Source organism: Bacillus sp. AFS053548 (assembly GCF_002575105.1).
Lineage (GTDB): Bacteria > Bacillota > Bacilli > Bacillales > Bacillaceae_G > Gottfriedia.
In genome coordinates this window covers 51316-71062 of the sequence record NZ_NUHI01000008.1, presented here as the reverse complement: position 1 = coordinate 71062, position 19747 = coordinate 51316, and the positions used below count along the sequence as shown (strand labels likewise).

Here is a 19747-nt window from a genome sequence, read left to right as displayed (position 1 = left end):
AGGGAATAGACTTAAGTCATTTAAAAACTAGCGGATTATAAATACCCTATAATAGTAGACTTTTATTAAGTGTCTATTCTATAGGGTATTTTATTTGCTCCAATGGTCTTATAGGTAAGTACTTAATTTTATGGAATAAGTTTAAAGAGGATATTAAATCGATTAAAAATTAATAAAGGACCGCTATGAACGATAGCGGTCCACAGTCTATAATGAATGTTCCAGTTCAAATTTCACAATTTACAGTTCTTATTTACTAGTATATCAATTATTTATCACTTAATAGCTGATCCTCCATAAAACGCATCCTTTTATTTATCTGACCTTCCTTATTTTTATCATATACATTGTATTCTTTTTGTGGTTTCGCATCTGACCAAACTATATATGCAATTAGATCATTCTTATGATGTTCTAGTCGATCTGTATTCATGTAACCTTCATCAGGCTCCCAGTCCCTTGGCAACTCCTTACTTTCCCTATAAAAGGACATATCAAAAATCCTATTTTTGCCCTCTATATCTTTCTTTTCTTCATCAACTGGATGTTCCTTACTGTATTTTTCAATTATTTCTTTCAATTTTTTTAGATCTTTTGGTGGATTTAGAATCATAAAATGCTTTTTAATCTGCACATCTTGTTCATTCTTTTTACCAAGGATTTCTTCTGTGTTGTTAATTTCAAAAATCTTTATTTCACCACTTGATTCCTCATTCTTATTACATCCAATTAAGTATAATAAAAGTATGGATATAACAAACATTAAAACTATCATTTTATAATTAAACTTAGTCACTTAAATTCCCCTCAAATGGTACATCCATTTCCATTACAGTAACAAATGGCTTATATTTACCATCATAATCATCATAATGCTGTAAGACAAACCAAGAACGGAATCCTGCTAGGTTAACATACACCTTTTCAACATCTGGCAGATCCAACCCGAAATGATCATATAAACGAACACGCATAACTCCTTTAAAGTGATTATTCTCTACAGAATAGTTTTTTACGGTGATGGTATTTCCCCAAGTATCATTTACTGTAATTGTAAGTCCACCTATTCGATCACCCCATGTGCTAAATGTCGGATAACTAGCATTTCTCTGTACAAAATTATAAAATTCATTTGTATCCTTTGTACTTTTATCAAACTTAAGTGCGGTCAAATTCCCTCCATTATTCTTTAGCTCATCAACTAAGGCATTTTTGACAAATTCAATATAGGATTTCGTTGTTGCATGCTCACTCGCTTCATTAGTTAAAGTCTGGTTTCTATATTCTTTTCCAGTTCCATCTTTAAAATGATCAATCATATCTAAAACAACATCTTCCATATCACCCGTTGAGAATAAGCTTGTCGACATATCTTTGAACTCAGAAAAGAGTATACTTGGGAAATAAGATTCAAGTAATTGAAGTCTGAACATCCAGTTAATGTCTTTTATTTCATCTTCTGTATAATCATTTGTTGTCATATCGTTCGCTACATTTCCATTTTCATCATAGCCTTCTGGTCTATCTGACTGAAACACTACTGTATCGGAATAATCTGCGTATAAGGGTCTCAAATCCTCATTATCAAACTTTCCATCTCCGTCACTATCTTTTCGGTCTGGGAAACTCGTTGGAAAGAAACCTTCAAAATGAATTTTAATGCCAAAAATTTCTATCGTAAATGATTTTAATTCCCCCATTTCTTGACCATCGGTTAATCCATCTCCGTCACTGTCTTTCTTATTAGGGTCTGAGTAAAATATACCGTATGGTGTTTTCATTCCTTCAATTTCATATATGTCGTATAAGCCATCTCCATCGGAATCTTTTGGATCTGTCCCTCCATCGTCATCATCGCTAGTAACAATGCCACTCGATTTCTCGTTGCTTTCAGCTTGATAATTTTCTATGCCTGTATTCATTGTACTTTTTTGAAACAGCATTTCATTTATAACATTGGGTTTTGAGTAGTCTATTTCTCTACTCCAAAGTTCCAACCATTTTGTCTTATCTACAACCATAAATTCCCCAAAATGAGTAGTTTCCACACTTATTGTATTTTCATGTGTATTTAACACAGCTTGAGGGCTTTCAAACATTTCTTCATCTGCGTTGTACCAAATAATGGCTAGATCATCTTCCAATGTGTCTCCTAGTTTCGTTTCATCGTACGTAAACTTAATACTTGCTTTTTCAAATTTCGAGTGCGTATTGATGCTTACAGGAGAACCAATAATACCTTGTAATTTAGTTGTTTTTATATTTATATTGTTTGTGCTACTAATTCTAGTCGTTTTATTAATATTATCATTTGCTCTAAACTCAACTTCTACGCTTTTAATTTCTGATTTATCAGGTTGAATCAATGATTTACTAATTGATTGTGTATAGAGTTCTTTTGAATCCTCGACTCCGTTATTGTCACTATCTTTAGCATTCGGATTTGTCTTAAGTGCATATTCATCTCCATCACTTAGCCCATCGTTTTCTGTATCAAGTGTATTAGGTAATGAATCAAACTGGTGTACTTCAAATCCATCAGTTAGACCATCTTGGTCTGAATCCCCCTTAATTAAATTAGTTTGATAAGCTTGCTCATCTTTATTACTTAGCTCGTCTTCATCGATATCTTCATCTGCATCACTTACACCATTTTGATCAGAATCATATTTTGTTGGGGAAAGAAATGATCTAACCTCATATTCAATATTATCCTGCAATCCATCACCATCAGTATCTTTTTTAAATGGATTCATTCCCTCTAGGAATTCTATTCCATCTGTTATAGAGTCGCCATCCGTGTCAGAAGTAGATTCAAAGAATTTTGTGTTAACTGAATAGCCGGCTTTCTCAAGTCCGAATAAAACTTGTTTATATGCATTTTGATAAGATTTTGCTGCAGGGATTGCAAGATCTTTTTCTAGAAATCCATTAGCTTTTTCAGACATTTTCACAGCGTTATTCAAATGAGCTTTTAGTTTATTTCCATTGTGTTCTACTTGATCCGAAATATCTTTTAAGATGCCGATAGCATTTTTATTGACAATTTTATCAGATAAATAAAAATTAAAGAGTATATCTGAAAGTAATACTTCAGTTGGTACATTGAAATCGTTTTTTGTTACATACCCCCATAGACATATGGTTAGCTTATGTTTGATTTCCAAAAGCCGATTGCTTTTAAGAATCTCCTCTTGTATGTATTCCTCTTGAACAGCTTGTTCATATTCGTTAATCAATTGTTGAAGTGTATCAAGTTCATTTATTTCCCCTTGTTTAAAGTCTCCGGTTTCATCAATTTGCGCTACCAGTTTTGGATCAAACTTAGCATTAGTTTCTTTTATGACTGGTACGAGGCGCTTTAATTCATTTATTGCAGTCTGATCATAGATTTTTGCTATTCTAGTGTCCTCATAGAATTCATATTCACTTAACCACTGCTTCACATTTCGCTCACTAGAATTTGTATTTCCCCCTTGATTAGCATCGTTTTTACTCTGGGCATATACCACTTGCCTAGATCCGCTAAGAATCATTGCAAAGATCAATAAAAAACTTACTAGTATTCTCACTTTATTTGCCAACATAATAGTCTCCTCTATTAAAATAGTAAATTAACCTATATACGATATCGTAGTTCTGTTCCAAAGAAATATTGTCTAAATTCTGCAGATAACTTATTAAATCAACTCCTTATAAGTGTTATTTTGTAATCCAACAAGTTGGTATCTAAAAAAGTATGTGATGGTTGTGTTATATATACCAAACAATAAGAATGCAGAAATTTCTGTAAATTAGAAAGTAAGGTGATACGAATATTTAAGATTCATTACTTTTTAAACTTACTAGACATGTATTTCTTTTTACAAATTAATGTATCTTGTTTGGCTCCCAAGTGTTTATTTGAAACATGTTAAGGGATGATGGTTTTGGTGGTCCATAGAATGCAGAATAAAGTAAAAAACATTGTAGAGGATTAAAAAAACAGTAATAGCTCTTATCGTCCTAGAGGGAAACACTCATTTTTCTCCTTTCCTCCCTAAAAAATAACTAAGTAATAGTTTACAGATTAAAAATTTGGAATAAAAGGTAAATATTTCCTAAAATGTTATTATCAGTAATATGAATAATGAACGTTCTTTAGAGATTGAACTTATATATAGTTAGAATTCTTTAAAACTTTTGTTCAATAAAATGTAAAAAAATGGTAAAAAAATTATAATTCTTTAAGCCTGCTTCTTCTATTTATAAACAAAACTAACATACGGATACGACTTTTTTAACTTTCTATTTTATAGGTTACTTTTTAATTTCCCACCAGCTTTTTTATAGTTTACGGTCAATTGCTGACCATGCTTTTTTTATCTAGCCAGTCTCAGATGAGAATTGAATTAAAGGCCAGAAGGGAAAGGTTTGAAACATAAAAAAACTGGTGGATTGTTCTCCACCAGTTTTTTTATTTACACATACGATCAATTACTGACCATGCTTTTTCTTTACCCATACCAGTTTCAGATGAGAATAAAATTAATTCATCCCCTTCTTCAATCTGTAACTTTTCACGAACTACTTTTGCGTGTTTATCCCATTTTCCTTTAGGGATTTTATCTGCTTTTGTTGCTACTATAATGACTGGGATTTGGTAATGCTTTAAGAAATCATACATCATTACATCATCTTCTGTTGGTGAATGACGTAGATCAACTAATAAAATAACAGCTCTTAATTGCTCACGGGTTGTAATATATGTTTCAATCATTTTTCCCCATGCTTCTCGTTCCTTTTTGGAAACCTTAGCATACCCATAACCTGGTACGTCAACGTAGAAAAGCTGTTCATTAATTAGAAAGAAATTTAATGTTTGCGTTTTCCCAGGTTTTGATGATGTTCGGGCTAATGCCTTACGATTTAACATTTTATTTATAAATGAAGATTTCCCTACATTTGAACGACCTGCCAAAGCTATTTCAGGAAATTGTGTATCTGGATATTGATTTGGTCGGACTGCACTAATGACAATATCCGCTGTTGTTACTTTCATTTTTTCACTCCTACTATTGCATGCGCAAGCACTTCATCTAAATGGGAAACAGGTATAACAGTTAAACCTTCTTTCACCATTGGTGGTACATCTTCTAAATCTTTTTCGTTTTCTTTAGGTATGATAACAGTCGTTAAACCTGCACGATGCGCACTAAGCATTTTTTCTTTTAATCCACCAATAGGTAATACGCGACCACGTAATGTGATTTCACCAGTCATTCCAACCTCTTTACGGATTGGTTTATTTGTTAATGCTGAAATCAATGCTGTTGCCATCGTTATACCTGCTGAAGGGCCATCTTTTGGAACCGCACCTTCTGGAACATGAATATGAATATCATATTTCTCATGGAAATTTTGGTCAATATTCAGCTCTTCTGCTTTTGAGCGAATATAGCTAAATGCAGCCTGTGCTGACTCCTTCATGACATCCCCTAGCTTACCAGTTAAAGTTAGCTTACCCTTTCCAGGATATAGTGATACTTCAATAGAAAGTGTGTCTCCACCAAATGCAGTATACGCTAAACCTGTAGCTACACCAATTTGGTCTTCACTTTCCATTTGACCATAAGAGAACGTTTTCTTACCTAAAAATTCTTCTATATTTTTATCGGTAAATATTATTTTTTGTCTTTCGTTTGAAACAATCAACTTAGCAGCTTTTCTACATAGTGTCGCTAGAACTCGCTCTAATGATCTTACTCCTGCTTCACGTGTATAATGACGAATAATTGCACTCAATGCACTTTCACGAATTTGTACAGTAGATTTATTTAAGCCATGCTCTGCTAATTTTTTAGGGAATAAATGTTTTTTAGCTATATTAACTTTTTCTAGTTCAGTATATCCAGATAAAGCAATAATCTCCATTCGATCACGTAATGGACCTGGAATAGTTGATAAATCATTTGCAGTTGCTACAAATAAAACTTGAGATAAATCAAATGGCTCTTCGATGTAATGATCACTAAATGTATGATTTTGTTCAGGGTCCAAAACTTCTAACATTGCTGATGCTGGGTCCCCTCTAAAATCGCTCGACATTTTATCAATTTCATCAAGTAAGAATACAGGGTTATTTGTTCCTGCTTTTTTCATACCTTGGATAACTCGACCTGGCATAGCTCCGATGTATGTTCTTCTATGTCCTCTTATTTCTGATTCATCTCTTACGCCACCTAGAGAAACGCGTACAAAGTTTCTAGACAATGCGTTTGCGATTGATTTCGCTAAAGATGTTTTACCAACTCCAGGAGGACCAGCTAAACATAAAATTGGACCACGTAATGAATTCGTAAGTTGTTGAACAGCTAGATATTCTAATATTCTCTCTTTTACCTTTTCAAGACCTTCATGTTCATTATTCAGTATCTTTTCGGAACGATGTATATCCAAAGTGTCTTCTGTTTGCTTAGACCATGGTAGAGCTACCATCCAATCTAAATATGTACGAACTACACCTGCTTCTGCAGCATTAGGAGGTAGTTTCTCATATCTAGCTAACTCTTTTAATACTACTTCCTTTGTTTCTTCAGGCATATTTGCCTCTTCGATTTTTGTTAAAAACTTATCAACTTCTTCAGTTTTACCTTCACGATCACCTAGTTCGCGTTGAATAACCTTTAATTGCTCTCTTAAGAAATATTCTTTTTGAGTTTTATCAATATTTTTCTTAACTTGTAAGCCTATCTTTTCTTCAAGCTTCAATAATTCTTTTTCATCTTGAAGGAAATTTAAGATAATATGTATTCGTTCAGTAACATCAATTGTTGCTAATATTTTTTGCTTTTCTTCTTCCCTTAATGGAATTGAATCGATCATTGCATCTGCAAGTTTACCCGGGCGGTCTTGCTTAACAATTGAAGCAATAGTCTCTGGCAAAATTCGCTTAGATAATTTACTGTATTGTTTAAAATGCTGCAATAAAGTTCTCATTAAAGCACGAAGCTCTTTAGATTCGTCTTCTACATCTGGATATTCTTCTACCTTTGCAGTAAAGAAATCATTTTGATCAATAATTGATTTGATTTTTCCTCTGTGTAATCCTTCGACAGTAATACGAACAGTGCCATTTGGAAGTGTAATTTTTTGTGTTAATTTAGCTAAAGTTCCAAACTGGTACAATTCGTCTTTCTTTGGATTTTCAGTATCTGCATCTATTTGAGTAACAACAAAAATTAAATGATCTAACTCATCAGCTTCTTGTATAGCTTTTATCGATTTCGTTCTTCCTACATCTAGATGTGCAATAGTGGCAGGAAATACACTAATTCCTCTTAAAGGTAGGAGGGGTACAACTTTTTCTTTTGTAACATTCATTACGTTACACCTCCATGTTTTTCATTCTATTTAGTTATTTTACCTTAACATATATATCATTTACAATGATATGCCTTAAAAGAAATAAAGAAGCGACATAATCAATCAACAACTGCCTAGAACATAACATAAATATATGTTTTTTGCGATTATCTTGTTTTTGACTAGAAATACGAAGTAAGACTTGTAATAAGATTAAATCATATAGTATGTATTTCTACAAAATAAAAAGTGTTCGCTCACTTCATTGAAAAATAGAATGCAAAAATAGTTTGTATTCTTTATTTATTCAAAATGAAATGATTCGAACACTTATTTTTATCTACATAGATTGCGATTGATTCTCTTCAAACAATGTTAATTGCTGGAAATCAGTTTTTGTTTCAGCAGGTAGTTCAAATTTCCAATTATCTTTAAAAACTTCATGGAGAACTTTTTCTATACGATCTACCGCTAATATTTCTACATCTTTATATTGATGTAATGTAGCTTGATCGTTCTCTTTCGGAACAATAATTTTTGTTGCTCCTGCTTTAACGGCTGCCTTTACTTTTTCTGGAACACCGCCAACTGGTTTTACATCACCTTGAATGCTCATTTCGCCAGTCAAAGCGATTGTATTTAATACTGGTACATTATTAACCGCTGAAAAAATACCAACTACCATGGCAATCCCTGCAGATGGGCCGTCAATTAATGCGCCACTTGGAAAATTAATGTGAATCGTAAAGTCATCGATTGGTACACCAATTTTTCGTAAGATTGTCGTAACATTTTCTAAAGAGCCTTTTGCCATACTTTTTCTACGAATGGATTTAGCTTGATTACCTAAGCTTTCTTCCTCAACAATTCCTGTAATTGTAATTGAACCCTTACCGATTTCTTTTGCCTTCATTGCAATTACTTCAATCGGTAGTAACGCACCAATATTTGCTCCATAAACGGCTAAACCGTTCACCAAACCTACTGTTGGAGTTTCTGGAATTTTGTTAACAAGTCTTGGTGATAAACGACTTACAGAAACAACCCATCCAATATCATCTTCTATTAATTCTTTTCGTCCAGAAGTTAAAACCATACCGCCAGCTAACTGAATTAAGTTAATCGCTTCACGTCCATTTTTTGCATATGTACCTACTAATTCTAAGGCTTTTTCTGAGAGGCTTAATTCAATTTTTTCAGCAGATCGTTTAGCTACTGCTTGAATTTCATCCTGTTCTAATTCTCTAAAAAATATTTCTAAACAACGTGAACGAATTGCCGGTGGGATATCTTCTGGTGATCGTGTTGTGGCACCAACTAATCTGAAATCTGCTGGTAAACCGTGTTTAAAAATTTCATGAATATGTGCTGGTATAGAAGGATTTTCTTCTTGGTAATAGGCACTCTCAAACTTAACTTTTCGGTCTTCAAGTACCTTAAGCATTTTATTCATTTGAATTGGATGAAGCTCGCCAATTTCATCAATAAATAAAATCCCTCCATGCGCGTCAGTTACTGCTCCTTTTTTAGGTTGAGGAACACCTGCTTGCCCCATCGCACCTGCACCTTGATAGATTGGATCGTGAACAGAACCGATTAAAGGATCCGCAATTCCTCTTTCATCAAATCGAGCAGTTGTAGCGTCTAATTCTATAAATACAGCATCTTGTTTAAAAGGTGTATTTGGGCTCTTCTTCGCTTCTTCTAATACAAGTCTAGCCGCTGCCGTTTTTCCGACACCAGGCGGTCCATAAATGATTACATGTTGAGGATTAGCACTGCACAGTGAAGCTTTTAAAGCTTTTATTCCATCCTCTTGGCCAACTATTTCATCAAAAGTGTTTGGTCTAACTCTCTCTGCTAACGGAACAGTTAAAGAGATTGACTTTAATTTACGTAACTGCTCCATTTCTTTTTTAGATTCCCTGTCAATCGAGACTTTAGTTGTTCGTTGACCCTTTAATAAATGAATAAAATACAATGCAACGATTGTACCTAATGCTAATTGAGCTAATAATATAATAGTTGTTAAACTCATTCTTTACCCCTCCACTGAAGTAGAAATTAATTTTAGTATCGCCCTCTAAATGGAAGGATAAACCAAATTTTAAAAATTAAAGGCAAGGTTTTTCGAGTAAAGTTCCTATGCATTTATGAAAGATTTAAAAAATCACTAAAAAAAGTCAAAATAAAAAACCAAATGCAAATGCATTTGGTTCCTTACTTAAGCTAATTTATTTGCTTTTTTCTTTAACTCTAATTCTGTTCCATCTTCTAGTACAAGCTTAGGAGCTGCACCAGTTTTAACAGTTTCTGCTGAGATAATACATTTTTGAATATCCTCACGTGAAGGTAATTCAAACATAATATCTAACATAATCCCTTCAATGATCGAACGTAGTCCACGAGCTCCAGTTTTACGCTCAATTGCTTTTTTAGCAATTTCAGTTAATGCGTTATCCTCAAACTCAAGTTCAACTTGGTCAAGCTCTAGTAATTTTTGATATTGCTTAATTAAAGCATTTTTTGGTTTAGTTAAAATTTCAACTAATGATGCTTCATCAAGTTGCTCTAAATTAGCTAAAACTGGTAAACGACCGATGAACTCCGGAATTAAACCAAAGCGTAATAAGTCTTCTGGTAATACATGGTTTAAGATTTCTTTTGAACTTAAATCACTCTTTTCAGAATCACCACTGAAACCAATTACCTTTTTACCTAAACGGCGTTTGATAATTTGTTCGATGCCATCAAATGCTCCACCACAAATAAATAAAATATTTGTTGTATCAATTTGAATGAATTCTTGATGTGGATGCTTACGACCACCTTGAGGAGGTACGCTTGCAACAGTTCCTTCAAGAATTTTTAAAAGTGCTTGCTGAACACCTTCACCTGACACATCACGTGTAATTGAAGGGTTTTCAGACTTACGTGCAACTTTATCAATTTCATCGATATAAATAATACCTTTTTCAGCACGTTCTACATCATAATCAGCTGCTTGGATTAATTTTAAAAGAATGTTTTCAACATCTTCCCCAACATATCCAGCTTCAGTTAATGAAGTTGCATCTGCAATCGCAAATGGTACATTTAAAATTCGTGCTAAAGTTTGAGCTAATAATGTTTTACCACTACCAGTTGGCCCAATCATTGCAATATTACTCTTTGATAACTCAACCTCATCAATTTTGCTATTTGAATTAATACGTTTGTAGTGATTATATACAGCAACAGATAACGCTTTTTTCGCATTGTCCTGACCAATAACGTATTCATCAAGAATTTCGCAAATTTCTTTCGGTTTCGGAACGTCTTTAAACTCTACTTCCTCTTCTTTTGCTAGCTCTTCTTGAACAATTTCAGTACAAAGCTCAATACACTCGTCACAAATATATACACCAGGTCCTGCAACTAATTTTCTAACCTGAGACTGTGACTTCCCACAGAACGAACATTTTAGCTGTCCTTTTTCTTCGTTAAATTTGAACATATGTTCACTCCCTCTAAAAATTTCTAAAAACACTCAATATGTATGTAATCCCAAAAATATGTATCTTGTAGCTATATAATAGCATACAAAATAAACAAAGCAATTAATTACTACTCTAAAATTGTTTAAATTTTTAGAATATATATATTCTAATCTTAAGCTAATAATCCTTCTTTTGAAGAATTATTTTTAGTATAGCCACAATAATTTTTTAAAATCTGTATAACAGATTCTAACATATGTATATGTGTATTTTAAAGGAATCAGTTCACTTTACCAAATATTTCATTATTTAAAAACAAGGCACGAAAAATCTCGCGCCTTGTTTAAGTCAATATATGTTTATTTAACGCTTATTTTTTTCTGCTATCTACTAATAATTCAACAGCTTTACGGATTTGAATATCATCACGTACAGCATCAGTTCCACCTAGCATAGTTATTAATTGCTCAGAAGGAACGTTGTACATTGCAGATAAACGAGCTAATTCTTCGTTCATTTCTTCTTCAGTTGCATCGATTTTTTCAGCTTCGATGATCGCATCGATAGTTAAGTCGATTCTTACACGAGCTTCAGCATCTTGACGCATTTGAGTACGAAGATCTTCTTCTTTAGTACCAGTGAATTGGTAGTAAAGCTCTAAGTTTAATCCTTGTTGTGCAATACGTTGTTCAAAGTCTTTAACCATACGGTCAACTTGGCTTTCGAACATTACGTCTGGAATTTCGATTTCAGCATTTTCAGCTGCTTTTTGAACTAAAGCATCACGTAAGCTACCTTCAGCTTGAGATTTTTTAGATTCAACTAAGTCATTTTTGATTTTAGCTTTAAGATCTTCTAAAGTTTCTACTTCGTCATTTACGTCTTTAGCAAACTCGTCGTTTAACTCAGGAAGTTCTTTAGCTTTAATTTCATGAACAGTTACTTTGAAAGTAGCAGCTTTTCCTGCTAATTCAGCACTGTGGTATTCTTCTGGGAATGTTACATTAACATCAGTTTCTACACCAGATTTAGTGCCGATTAAAGCTTCTTCAAATCCAGGAATGAAAGAACCTGAACCGATTTCTAGTGGATAGTTTTCACCTTTTCCGCCTTCGAAAGCAACGCCATCAACGAAACCTTCGAAATCGATTACAGCTGTATTACCATTTTCAACAGTACCATCTTCTTTAACTACTAACTCAGCTTGACGCTCTTGTAATGTAGTTAATTCAGCTTGTACGTCTTCGTCAGTTACAGTTGCATCCATTTCTTCAACTTCTAAGCCTTTGTATTCGCCTAATTTTACTTCAGGTTTTACAGTAACTTTTGCTTTGAAGATTAAAGTTTTACCTTTTTCCATTTGCTCAACGTCAACTTCTGGACGATCAACTGGCTCAATACCAACCTCTACAACAGCTTTGCTGTAAGCTTCTGGTAAAAGTACATCTAAAGCATCATTGTAAAGTGCTTCAATACCAAATTTTTGTTCGAAAATTGGGCGAGGTAATTTACCTTTACGGAATCCCGGTACATTGATAGTTTTAACAACTTTTTTGAAAGCTGCATCTAAACCTTTATCTACTTCAGAAGCTTCAACTTCTACAGTTAATAGACCAACGTTAGCTTCTAATTTTTCCCATTTAGCAGTCATTGTTAGTTCCCTCCAAAATTATCTAAAAAAATATATGTGTTTACGTATTTTCGTACTATACATGCTTGTCCATTTTTAATAAAGAAAATGCATGTATAATTAAGTAAATAGTCGTTACAACCATTCTATTATAACACATTCCTTTTTTGTTTCAATATTTCCTATTTTTATAAGGAGAAAATATTAGGGTTTTTTAATTTTGAATTTTAAAACAGTTTAGTTCCTATAAAAAGTAGAACGATAAATTCTATTCCCTATTGCTCGCTTTCCGTATGGCGTGATCTAAGACCCTCATCGCATTCTCTCCAATTAGAACTCGGTATTATCGCCATTTCCATCAATTTAAAATACCTTTTTTTACATAAAAAAAAACATAGAAGCCCAAATGGAACATCTATGTTTTTTCCAACAATTTCATTTTATGGTAAAGTATCCTTCATCTTCAAAACGTTTTACTAAAGCAATGGCACTTTTCACAGGAAAATATTCTACATTAAATAAGTCTTTTAGTTCCTCTTCATCTACACTACGATCAAAAAATTGTTGGACGATACAATAAAAACAAGCAGCCCATGTATTTATATCCGCTGGTATTGGGATAAACGGGAAGTAAATTGTTATAAAGTGTTGGAAGTGTGTTTTTGCGATTTCAAAAGCAGAAGGGTCTTCACTTTCTAATACGTCACTTAATTTTTTTAATATAGCATCTACAAAGATTTTATGTTCATCGACTGAAACCGATGTATTCCAAATCATCCTTTGGTTTACTTTGTTAAGTTCAAAATCTTTATCGATTGATTGTTCTTGTAAAATAAACAAAATAAAACTTTGAATTAACGGATTTGTTTTGGTGCTTTTTAATATTTCGCTAATTTGATCGATAACAAGATTACAATCTAAACCTCTTAATTCATTAATTAATTCAAGTTGCTTATCAATCGGCTCAGAATTTTCAACGATCATATGTAAATTAAGAATTTCACCCTTGATGCCTTCACGATCTGAAATTACTTTCTTTGATAATGAGAGCATCGCCTGAAACTTATCCATCTGATTTTCATCAATCCGTTTTTGGGTGAGTAGTCTTTTTATATTTTTTTGTAATTCTTCATATTCTTTTAATTGAAATAAAATGCTTATGTATACTTCAATTGCTTCATCACTCTCAAATGGCCCGAAAACTAAATCCTCACATCTTTCCTTAGCTTCCCTGGCCCGATTCCCTTCTAAAAGACACGCGACTGCAGCAAGCTCTGTTTGAGAATTATGCTCATTCATTTCTTTTAATTGATCACATAACATTAAAGCTTTACTAAAATTTTTTTCTTCTAATGCTTTTTTACCTAAATTTATTATCCGATCCTTCAGTTTAGGAAAAAAGACAATATTGTCTTCCATGTTACTCTCCCCTAACATTTGTTATTTCCTGCACAAACTAGTTATGAAAAAGTGTATCATGAATTAAAATTAATTAAAATATTAAAGATACAAGTATGCATGAAACAGTTTTTAACTTTAGCACCCTAATGGTTTATTACCAAATCTTTTCCATAGCTTTGGAAACTTAGGTTTTAATTCGTCTTTTGACTTCCAATCGATCGTTAATTGTTGTTCAGGATAATCATAGCCTTTGCTTTCAATTAGTGAATTGAACTCATTCCACAACTGATCATCCCAATCATCATCGCCCTTACGCTTGATTGTATACGCTTGTAAAGCTAGATCTAACATATCTTCCAATTCTGGCGTAAGTCCTTCTTCTTCATAAATAGGAAAGATGTATTCAGCTAAATAATCTGGGTCATTTAACGTTTTCTTGTAAACTTGTTCTCCTTGACCGATTAACCAAGCTCTAAAATGTGCAAATGAATCCTCAGAACAGCCATCCATAATGATCCATGCAGCTCCTAAAAGATTTGCGGTATACGCTTTGGAAAAAAAAGTTTCAAAATGAATTTCAAAACTAGCTATCTCTTCCTCTGATTGTTTTGCTAAATGATTTATTACCCATTCATACGGTTCTTCAACAATATGCATTTTAGATATTAAGCTCCAAAATTCTTTTTCGTTCATTTATATCACTCCACTCTTTTATTTATATTAGAATAACATATCTAGTATAAATTTTATGATGATCTAAGATTTCTATTAAATGATAGGAATCCATCCTAATTTATATAGTAAACGTAATTCATCATTTTATTTCTAAGTAGTTAAAACACAAAAAAAGACACTTATTTTACATTTCGTAAAACAAGTGTCTTTTGGACGTCCTGAGAGGGATTCGAACCCCCGACCGACGGCTTAGAAGGCCGTTGCTCTATCCTGCTGAGCTACCAGGACATATGGAGCGGGTGATGGGAATCGAACCCACGACCGAAGCTTGGAAGGCTTCTATTTTACCATTAAACTACACCCGCATATTTGTTATTTTTTTATTTCTTTGCGACATCACCCTGTCGACATATTTTATTATAGTCACTATACAAATTAAAGTCAACACTATTTTAAAACTTTTTTTCCAAAATAAAGGAAAAAATTTAAAAGTTGTATAATTACCTTAGTTTATTAGGGTTTTCCGGCTTTTAGTACTCCAAATTTTTTTGTTTTTAGATAAGGTTAGTAGCATATAAGCTACTAACCTCCTGTTATTCATTATAATTCAAATGAAGTTGTTATAAGCTCCGTTCCATCTGTATTATAAAAAGTAACATTAGCTTTCTTACCAAATATTTCAAGAATAGCATAAGTCTTTTCTTTTCGCATTCTCGGTAATAAAATGCTGCCAGGGTTAATAAAAAGCACACCATCAATTACTTCGGCTCCTAATACATGTGAGTGACCGAAACAAGCAATTGTTGCTCCAACTTCTTTACAACGATAATACAGCTTTTGTAATGACTGTTTTATTCCATGTAAATGACCATGTGTTGCATAGATTGTATATTCATTCCCACGGTGAATAAATTCTTCAGGGAATTCTCCTCTGAAATCACAATTTCCTCTTACAACATTATAATCCTCTAGTTCCTTAGCATTCACTTCTAATTCTGAATCTCCACAGTGAATCATTAAATCTACACTGTCACGATATCGGTCGGCGATTTCTTGCAATGGTTTTGTCAATCCATGGCTATCACTTACAATTAGTACTTTCATTAATTTGATCCTCTTAGTAAAAAGTCTTTATCTTCTTTATTTATTACACTCATTAATGATTTAATTGCATTAGCGCGATGACTTAAGCCACCTTTTTCATCTGTTGTTAATTCAGCCATCGTTTTATCTAATTCTGGCAAAAAGAATATTGGATCGTAGCCAAAACCATTTGTTCCTCTTTTTTCATTGGCAATATACCCTTCAACTGTACCATAAACAGTGATTGTTTCTTTGCCTGGAACCGCTAAAGCTAAAGCACAATAAAATCGCGCAGTTCTTTTTCCAGGAAAAACTCCTACTAGTTCACTTAAAACTTTTTGTAAATTATCTTCATCACTTTTATGTAATCCGGCATATCGAGCAGAATAAACACCTGGTCTACCTTCAAGTGCATCCACTATTAAACCAGAGTCATCTGCAATGACTGGCGTATGTAACTCACTCGCTAAATACTCAGCTTTTAAAATCGCATTTTCTTCAAATGTAGTTCCTGTTTCTTCAACTTCTTGAATATCAGGAAAGTCTTTTAAAGACTTAATTTGAAATCCCATCGGGTTAAAAAGTGCTTCAAAATCCTTCACTTTACCTTGATTATTTGTCGCAATAATGATTGTTTCCATCCTTAAAGTCTCTCCTCGAAATGATTATTGAAATTTAATACCTTCTTGTAATAACACTTCTTTTTGTTTTTCAATTAGAGATTTAATTCCTAATTCACCTAAAGATAGTAACTCATTTAATTCTTCTCTTGAAAATGTTGCTTCTTCACCAGTTCCTTGAAGTTCAACAAACTGTCCTTTTCCAGTCATAATAATATTCATATCAACACTTGCAGCAGAATCTTCTACATAATATAAATCTAGTACTGGTCCAAGGTCATCTAAAATACCAACCGAAGTTGCTGCTAAATAATCTTTTACAGGATACGATTTCAATTTATCCATTTTAATTAATTTATCAAAAGCAAGCATCATCGCAACAAATGCACCAGTAATTGAAGTAGTTCTTGTTCCTCCATCTGCTTGAATTACATCACAATCGATCCAAATTGTCTTTTCACCAAGTGCTTCTAAATCAACTACTGCTCTTAACGCTCTTCCTATTAAACGTTGAATTTCCATTGTTCGACCAGTAACTTTACCTTTAGATGATTCACGTATTGTACGCTCTTGAGTAGCCCTAGGTAACATTGAATATTCAGCTGAAATCCAACCTTTTCCACTATTTCTCAAAAATGGCGGTACACGGTCCTCAACTGTTGCATTACAAATTACCTTCGTATCACCAATACTGATCAGCACAGAACCTTCTGCATGCTTTGTATAGTGAGTAATAATCTCTATGGGTCTAAGTTCATTATTTAATCTTCCATCTGTTCTTTTCATGATCGTTCCTCCTACAAAATCTTCCAAATACTAGTATAGACAAAAATGTGATTTCATTTCTACTTATTAAGTGTAATTTATAGATAAAATTAAAAACCTTGTACAAAAATCATCACAATTTTTGTACAAGGTTTAAATTTAAAACATTTTTTTAAAGTTAAATATTATCTTTCCCTAACCACTGGCTTACAATTTTTTTGTATTTACATCCTTAGGTCTAGAAACAGGTTGGCTTAAAGGCTTGCCTTGTTGGTCTAGCGCAGTTAATTTTCCATTGATTTGAATTTCAATAGACTTAACTCCTTTTTGCTCAGTTAAAGAAAGTACAAGTGGCTGTAGTACATCATTATTGATCATATTTTTTGCAATATTTCCATAGATACCATCGTTAAAATTAAGTACTAGTTTACCGCCTTTGAAAACAGGTTGACTAACTAGTTTCGTATCAGTTCCAAAATCGGAAACTAAATTCGAATATTCAGATGGACCTTTTACAAGTTCATTTACGATTGCTGAATATGAATCTGTTTCAGCATTTGAAATCCTAGTCGTTACAGGTACATAATAAGTGTCTCCCATTTCCCCTTGAGAAACATAATATAACGTAACTGGTCTGGAGTTCATAATATCTACAATATCACCTTTATCAAAGTTAATTCCATCATCTCTTGTTAACCCATCACCAATTTGAGCTTTATTTACTGGCATCGATGCAAGCTCTTTTCCGTTTACTCGAATTTTCACCTTTGTCACATTATCAAATTGAGTTAACGTCCAAGTAACAGCTTGAAACACTTTTAATTCATCTTCAGCACGGTATTGCTTAAATTCTGGTGAAAAATCAGCAATAATCGTACCATCCTTTTGAGTTTGAACACCTAAAACTTCAGTATTCGGAGGTAAAACTGCTTGGAAACCATTCGGTAATTCATCTGTAACAGGACCATCTTTTACTAAGTACTCTAACGCTTGTTTAGCCAAGCTAGTAGACTTAGGTAATTGGAACGTTTGCGGTACAATATACCCGTTACGATCAATTAAATATAATTCCCTTTTTACAGTTTCCTCTTTCTTTGCTACTTCTTTTGAAGGTTGATCACTTTTATAAACTACAGTTTTAGGTGGATCAATGTCAGTTGAAGATTTCGTTGGAAGTAAACTACATCCACTCATTGTTGCAATTCCACATACCGCTGCCGCTGTTACTAACAATCTTTTTTTCATCACCATACTCCCCCCACGCTTTTTTACTATTTATACGAGCCTGTACATTTTTTAGAACAAGCTAAATAGAAAAAAATAAATAATTTAAATCTAGCTCTAAATTTACTGGAAATATTCACCTAAAAGACCTATCGTTCATATGATAAAAAGACTAAATGAATACCCATCCGAAGAACAGCTCGGTCAAGCAAGGAGGGTTAGCACAGTTGAAGGATAGAGACTATCAAACAAAGCACACACTCACAAAGCGTGAAAAAGAAGTATTCGAGCTTCTTGTTCAAGATAAGACTACAAGAGAAATTGCTGAAGAACTTTTTATAAGTGAAAAAACTGTGAGAAATCATATTTCAAATGCAATGCAGAAGCTTGGGGTTAAGGGGCGATCACAAGCAGTTATAGAGCTTCTTCGTATGGGAGAGCTTGAACTGTAGTTATTTTGTAGAAACACTTCTACAAACCAACATACTGCCGGCATTCTAATCACATGCCGGTTTTGGTATTTACATTGAAACTTAAGTTTTACATTTCACTATTTTCTTGCTTGTAAAGAATCTGATTATCTAAATTGAAAGTTTAACTTTATATCCTACTTATAGTAGATAAAAAAGCCTATCCGTAAATTAGGATAGATGCTCTGCTATAGGGGGATTTTATTTTAGCTCTTTTTACCTACCTAAAACTAAACTAATTAAAATAAAAAAATCGTTTCCTGTTGGATAACGATTTTCTTATTTTATATACTATAAAATTTCTTAGTATTTTCATATAAAGTTTTATATGCATTTGATAGATCTATCTCTTTTAACTCAGCTATCTTTGCAACCGATTGATGCATAAATTTTGGATGTGTCCACTCATTCTCAAAAGGCCCTTCAAATGGCCAAGGACCATCTGTTTCTATCATCATTAATTCTAAAGGATACTTTTTTACTAAGTCTTGAATCTCATTTTCATATAATACATCTGGTGTAATTGAGATAAAATACTCATTTTGCATCATCCGTTTAATTGTAAGTTCGTCCCCTTTAAACCAATGAAAATGGGCTTTTTTAATAAAATATTTTTCTAATAGATTACAGACGGTTTCGGCGTCCTCATACACCGCATGTAATATAATCGGTTTATTTAACTCTTTTGCAAGTGAGATAAATTTTTCTAGTAATTGAATATAAGGTACGTAATCAATCTGTTCTTCTAAATTCTTATAATATGGTAAACCAACTTCCCCAATTGCGACCATTTCATCCTGATTATTCTTAATCCATTCAATTAATTGATTAACCTCTTCATCAGATGGGATTTGTTGTTCAGGATGAAATCCGAATGCTGGATATACACTATTATTTTGATTTTTTAACTCTAAATTTTTCTTACTAGATTTTAAATCCATCGATACCGAAATGAGCGCCTCGATTTCGTGTGTTTCTAAATTAGCTAATATTTCTTCTCTTTGACTAATATCATAAGAATCTAAATGAATATGAGCATCTATCATTTTCATCGTA

15 protein-coding genes and 2 tRNA genes are annotated in these 19747 nt (G+C 33.0%); 1 reads left to right on the top strand and 16 read right to left on the bottom strand.

Annotated elements, in window-relative coordinates; translation table 11 throughout:
• Window positions 1-268 precede the first annotated feature (268 nt).
• From CN946_RS05255 to CN946_RS05185, 15 genes are all read right to left on the bottom strand, one after another.
• Window positions 269-796 (bottom strand): hypothetical protein, encoded by a 528-nt coding sequence (locus CN946_RS05255; protein WP_098860194.1) that lies wholly within the window; start codon window positions 794-796, stop codon window positions 269-271.
• Complete coding sequence (locus tag CN946_RS05250) at window positions 789-3584, bottom strand: DUF3289 family protein (RefSeq protein WP_176547214.1); 2796 nt, start codon at window positions 3582-3584, stop codon at window positions 789-791. Before CN946_RS05250 ends, CN946_RS05255 begins: the two co-directional genes overlap by 8 nt.
• Before the next feature lie 872 nt (window positions 3585-4456).
• Window positions 4457-5041: a ribosome biogenesis GTP-binding protein YihA/YsxC gene (gene yihA, locus CN946_RS05245; RefSeq protein ID WP_069035199.1), complete on the bottom strand. Its 585-nt coding sequence runs from the start codon at window positions 5039-5041 to the stop codon at window positions 4457-4459.
• On the bottom strand, window positions 5038-7362 hold the full coding sequence (gene lon / locus CN946_RS05240; protein WP_098860192.1) for an endopeptidase La: 2325 nt from the start codon (window positions 7360-7362) through the stop codon (window positions 5038-5040). Before lon ends, yihA begins: the two co-directional genes overlap by 4 nt.
• A 322-nt stretch (window positions 7363-7684) precedes the next feature.
• Window positions 7685-9382 carry an ATP-dependent protease LonB gene (lonB, locus tag CN946_RS05235; RefSeq protein ID WP_098860191.1) on the bottom strand — a complete coding sequence of 566 codons (1698 nt, stop codon included), beginning with the start codon at window positions 9380-9382 and terminating at the stop codon, window positions 7685-7687.
• Window positions 9383-9568: 186 nt separating this feature from the next.
• Window positions 9569-10840: an ATP-dependent protease ATP-binding subunit ClpX gene (gene clpX / locus CN946_RS05230; RefSeq protein WP_098860190.1), complete on the bottom strand. Its 1272-nt coding sequence runs from the start codon at window positions 10838-10840 to the stop codon at window positions 9569-9571.
• Window positions 10841-11193: 353 nt separating this feature from the next.
• Entirely contained in the window at window positions 11194-12474 is a 1281-nt protein-coding gene (tig, locus tag CN946_RS05225; protein WP_098860189.1) for a trigger factor, read from the bottom strand.
• Window positions 12475-12888: 414 nt separating this feature from the next.
• Window positions 12889-13872: a hypothetical protein gene (locus tag CN946_RS05220; RefSeq protein ID WP_098860188.1), complete on the bottom strand. Its 984-nt coding sequence runs from the start codon at window positions 13870-13872 to the stop codon at window positions 12889-12891.
• Window positions 13873-13989: 117 nt separating this feature from the next.
• Window positions 13990-14547: a DUF4240 domain-containing protein gene (locus CN946_RS05215; protein ID WP_098860187.1), complete on the bottom strand. Its 558-nt coding sequence runs from the start codon at window positions 14545-14547 to the stop codon at window positions 13990-13992.
• Window positions 14548-14743: 196 nt separating this feature from the next.
• Window positions 14744-14817, bottom strand: a tRNA-Arg gene (locus CN946_RS05210).
• 3 nt (window positions 14818-14820) lie between these two features.
• Window positions 14821-14894 (bottom strand) — tRNA-Gly (locus CN946_RS05205).
• A 235-nt stretch (window positions 14895-15129) separates the two neighbouring features.
• Complete coding sequence (locus tag CN946_RS05200; protein ID WP_098860186.1) at window positions 15130-15633, bottom strand: metallophosphoesterase family protein; 504 nt, start codon at window positions 15631-15633, stop codon at window positions 15130-15132.
• Entirely contained in the window at window positions 15633-16253 is a 621-nt protein-coding gene (locus CN946_RS05195) for an XTP/dITP diphosphatase (RefSeq protein ID WP_098860185.1), read from the bottom strand. Before CN946_RS05195 ends, CN946_RS05200 begins: the two co-directional genes overlap by 1 nt.
• Window positions 16254-16277: 24 nt before the next feature.
• On the bottom strand, window positions 16278-17018 hold the full coding sequence (gene rph / locus CN946_RS05190) for a ribonuclease PH (protein WP_098860184.1): 741 nt from the start codon (window positions 17016-17018) through the stop codon (window positions 16278-16280).
• Window positions 17019-17204: 186 nt separating this feature from the next.
• Window positions 17205-18248: a GerMN domain-containing protein gene (locus CN946_RS05185; RefSeq protein WP_098860183.1), complete on the bottom strand. Its 1044-nt coding sequence runs from the start codon at window positions 18246-18248 to the stop codon at window positions 17205-17207.
• Between the two features lie 200 nt (window positions 18249-18448).
• On the opposite strand from CN946_RS05185, the gene CN946_RS05180 reads away from it, so the two are divergent.
• The gene (locus CN946_RS05180; RefSeq protein WP_056472461.1) at window positions 18449-18673 is read left to right on the top strand and encodes a helix-turn-helix domain-containing protein; all 225 of its coding nucleotides are present in this window, start codon (window positions 18449-18451) and stop codon (window positions 18671-18673) included.
• A gap of 302 nt (window positions 18674-18975) precedes the next feature.
• Here CN946_RS05180 and CN946_RS05175 read toward each other — a convergent pair whose 3' ends face one another.
• Window positions 18976-19743: a TatD family hydrolase gene (locus CN946_RS05175; protein ID WP_286133821.1), complete on the bottom strand. Its 768-nt coding sequence runs from the start codon at window positions 19741-19743 to the stop codon at window positions 18976-18978.
• Window positions 19744-19747 lie beyond the last annotated feature (4 nt).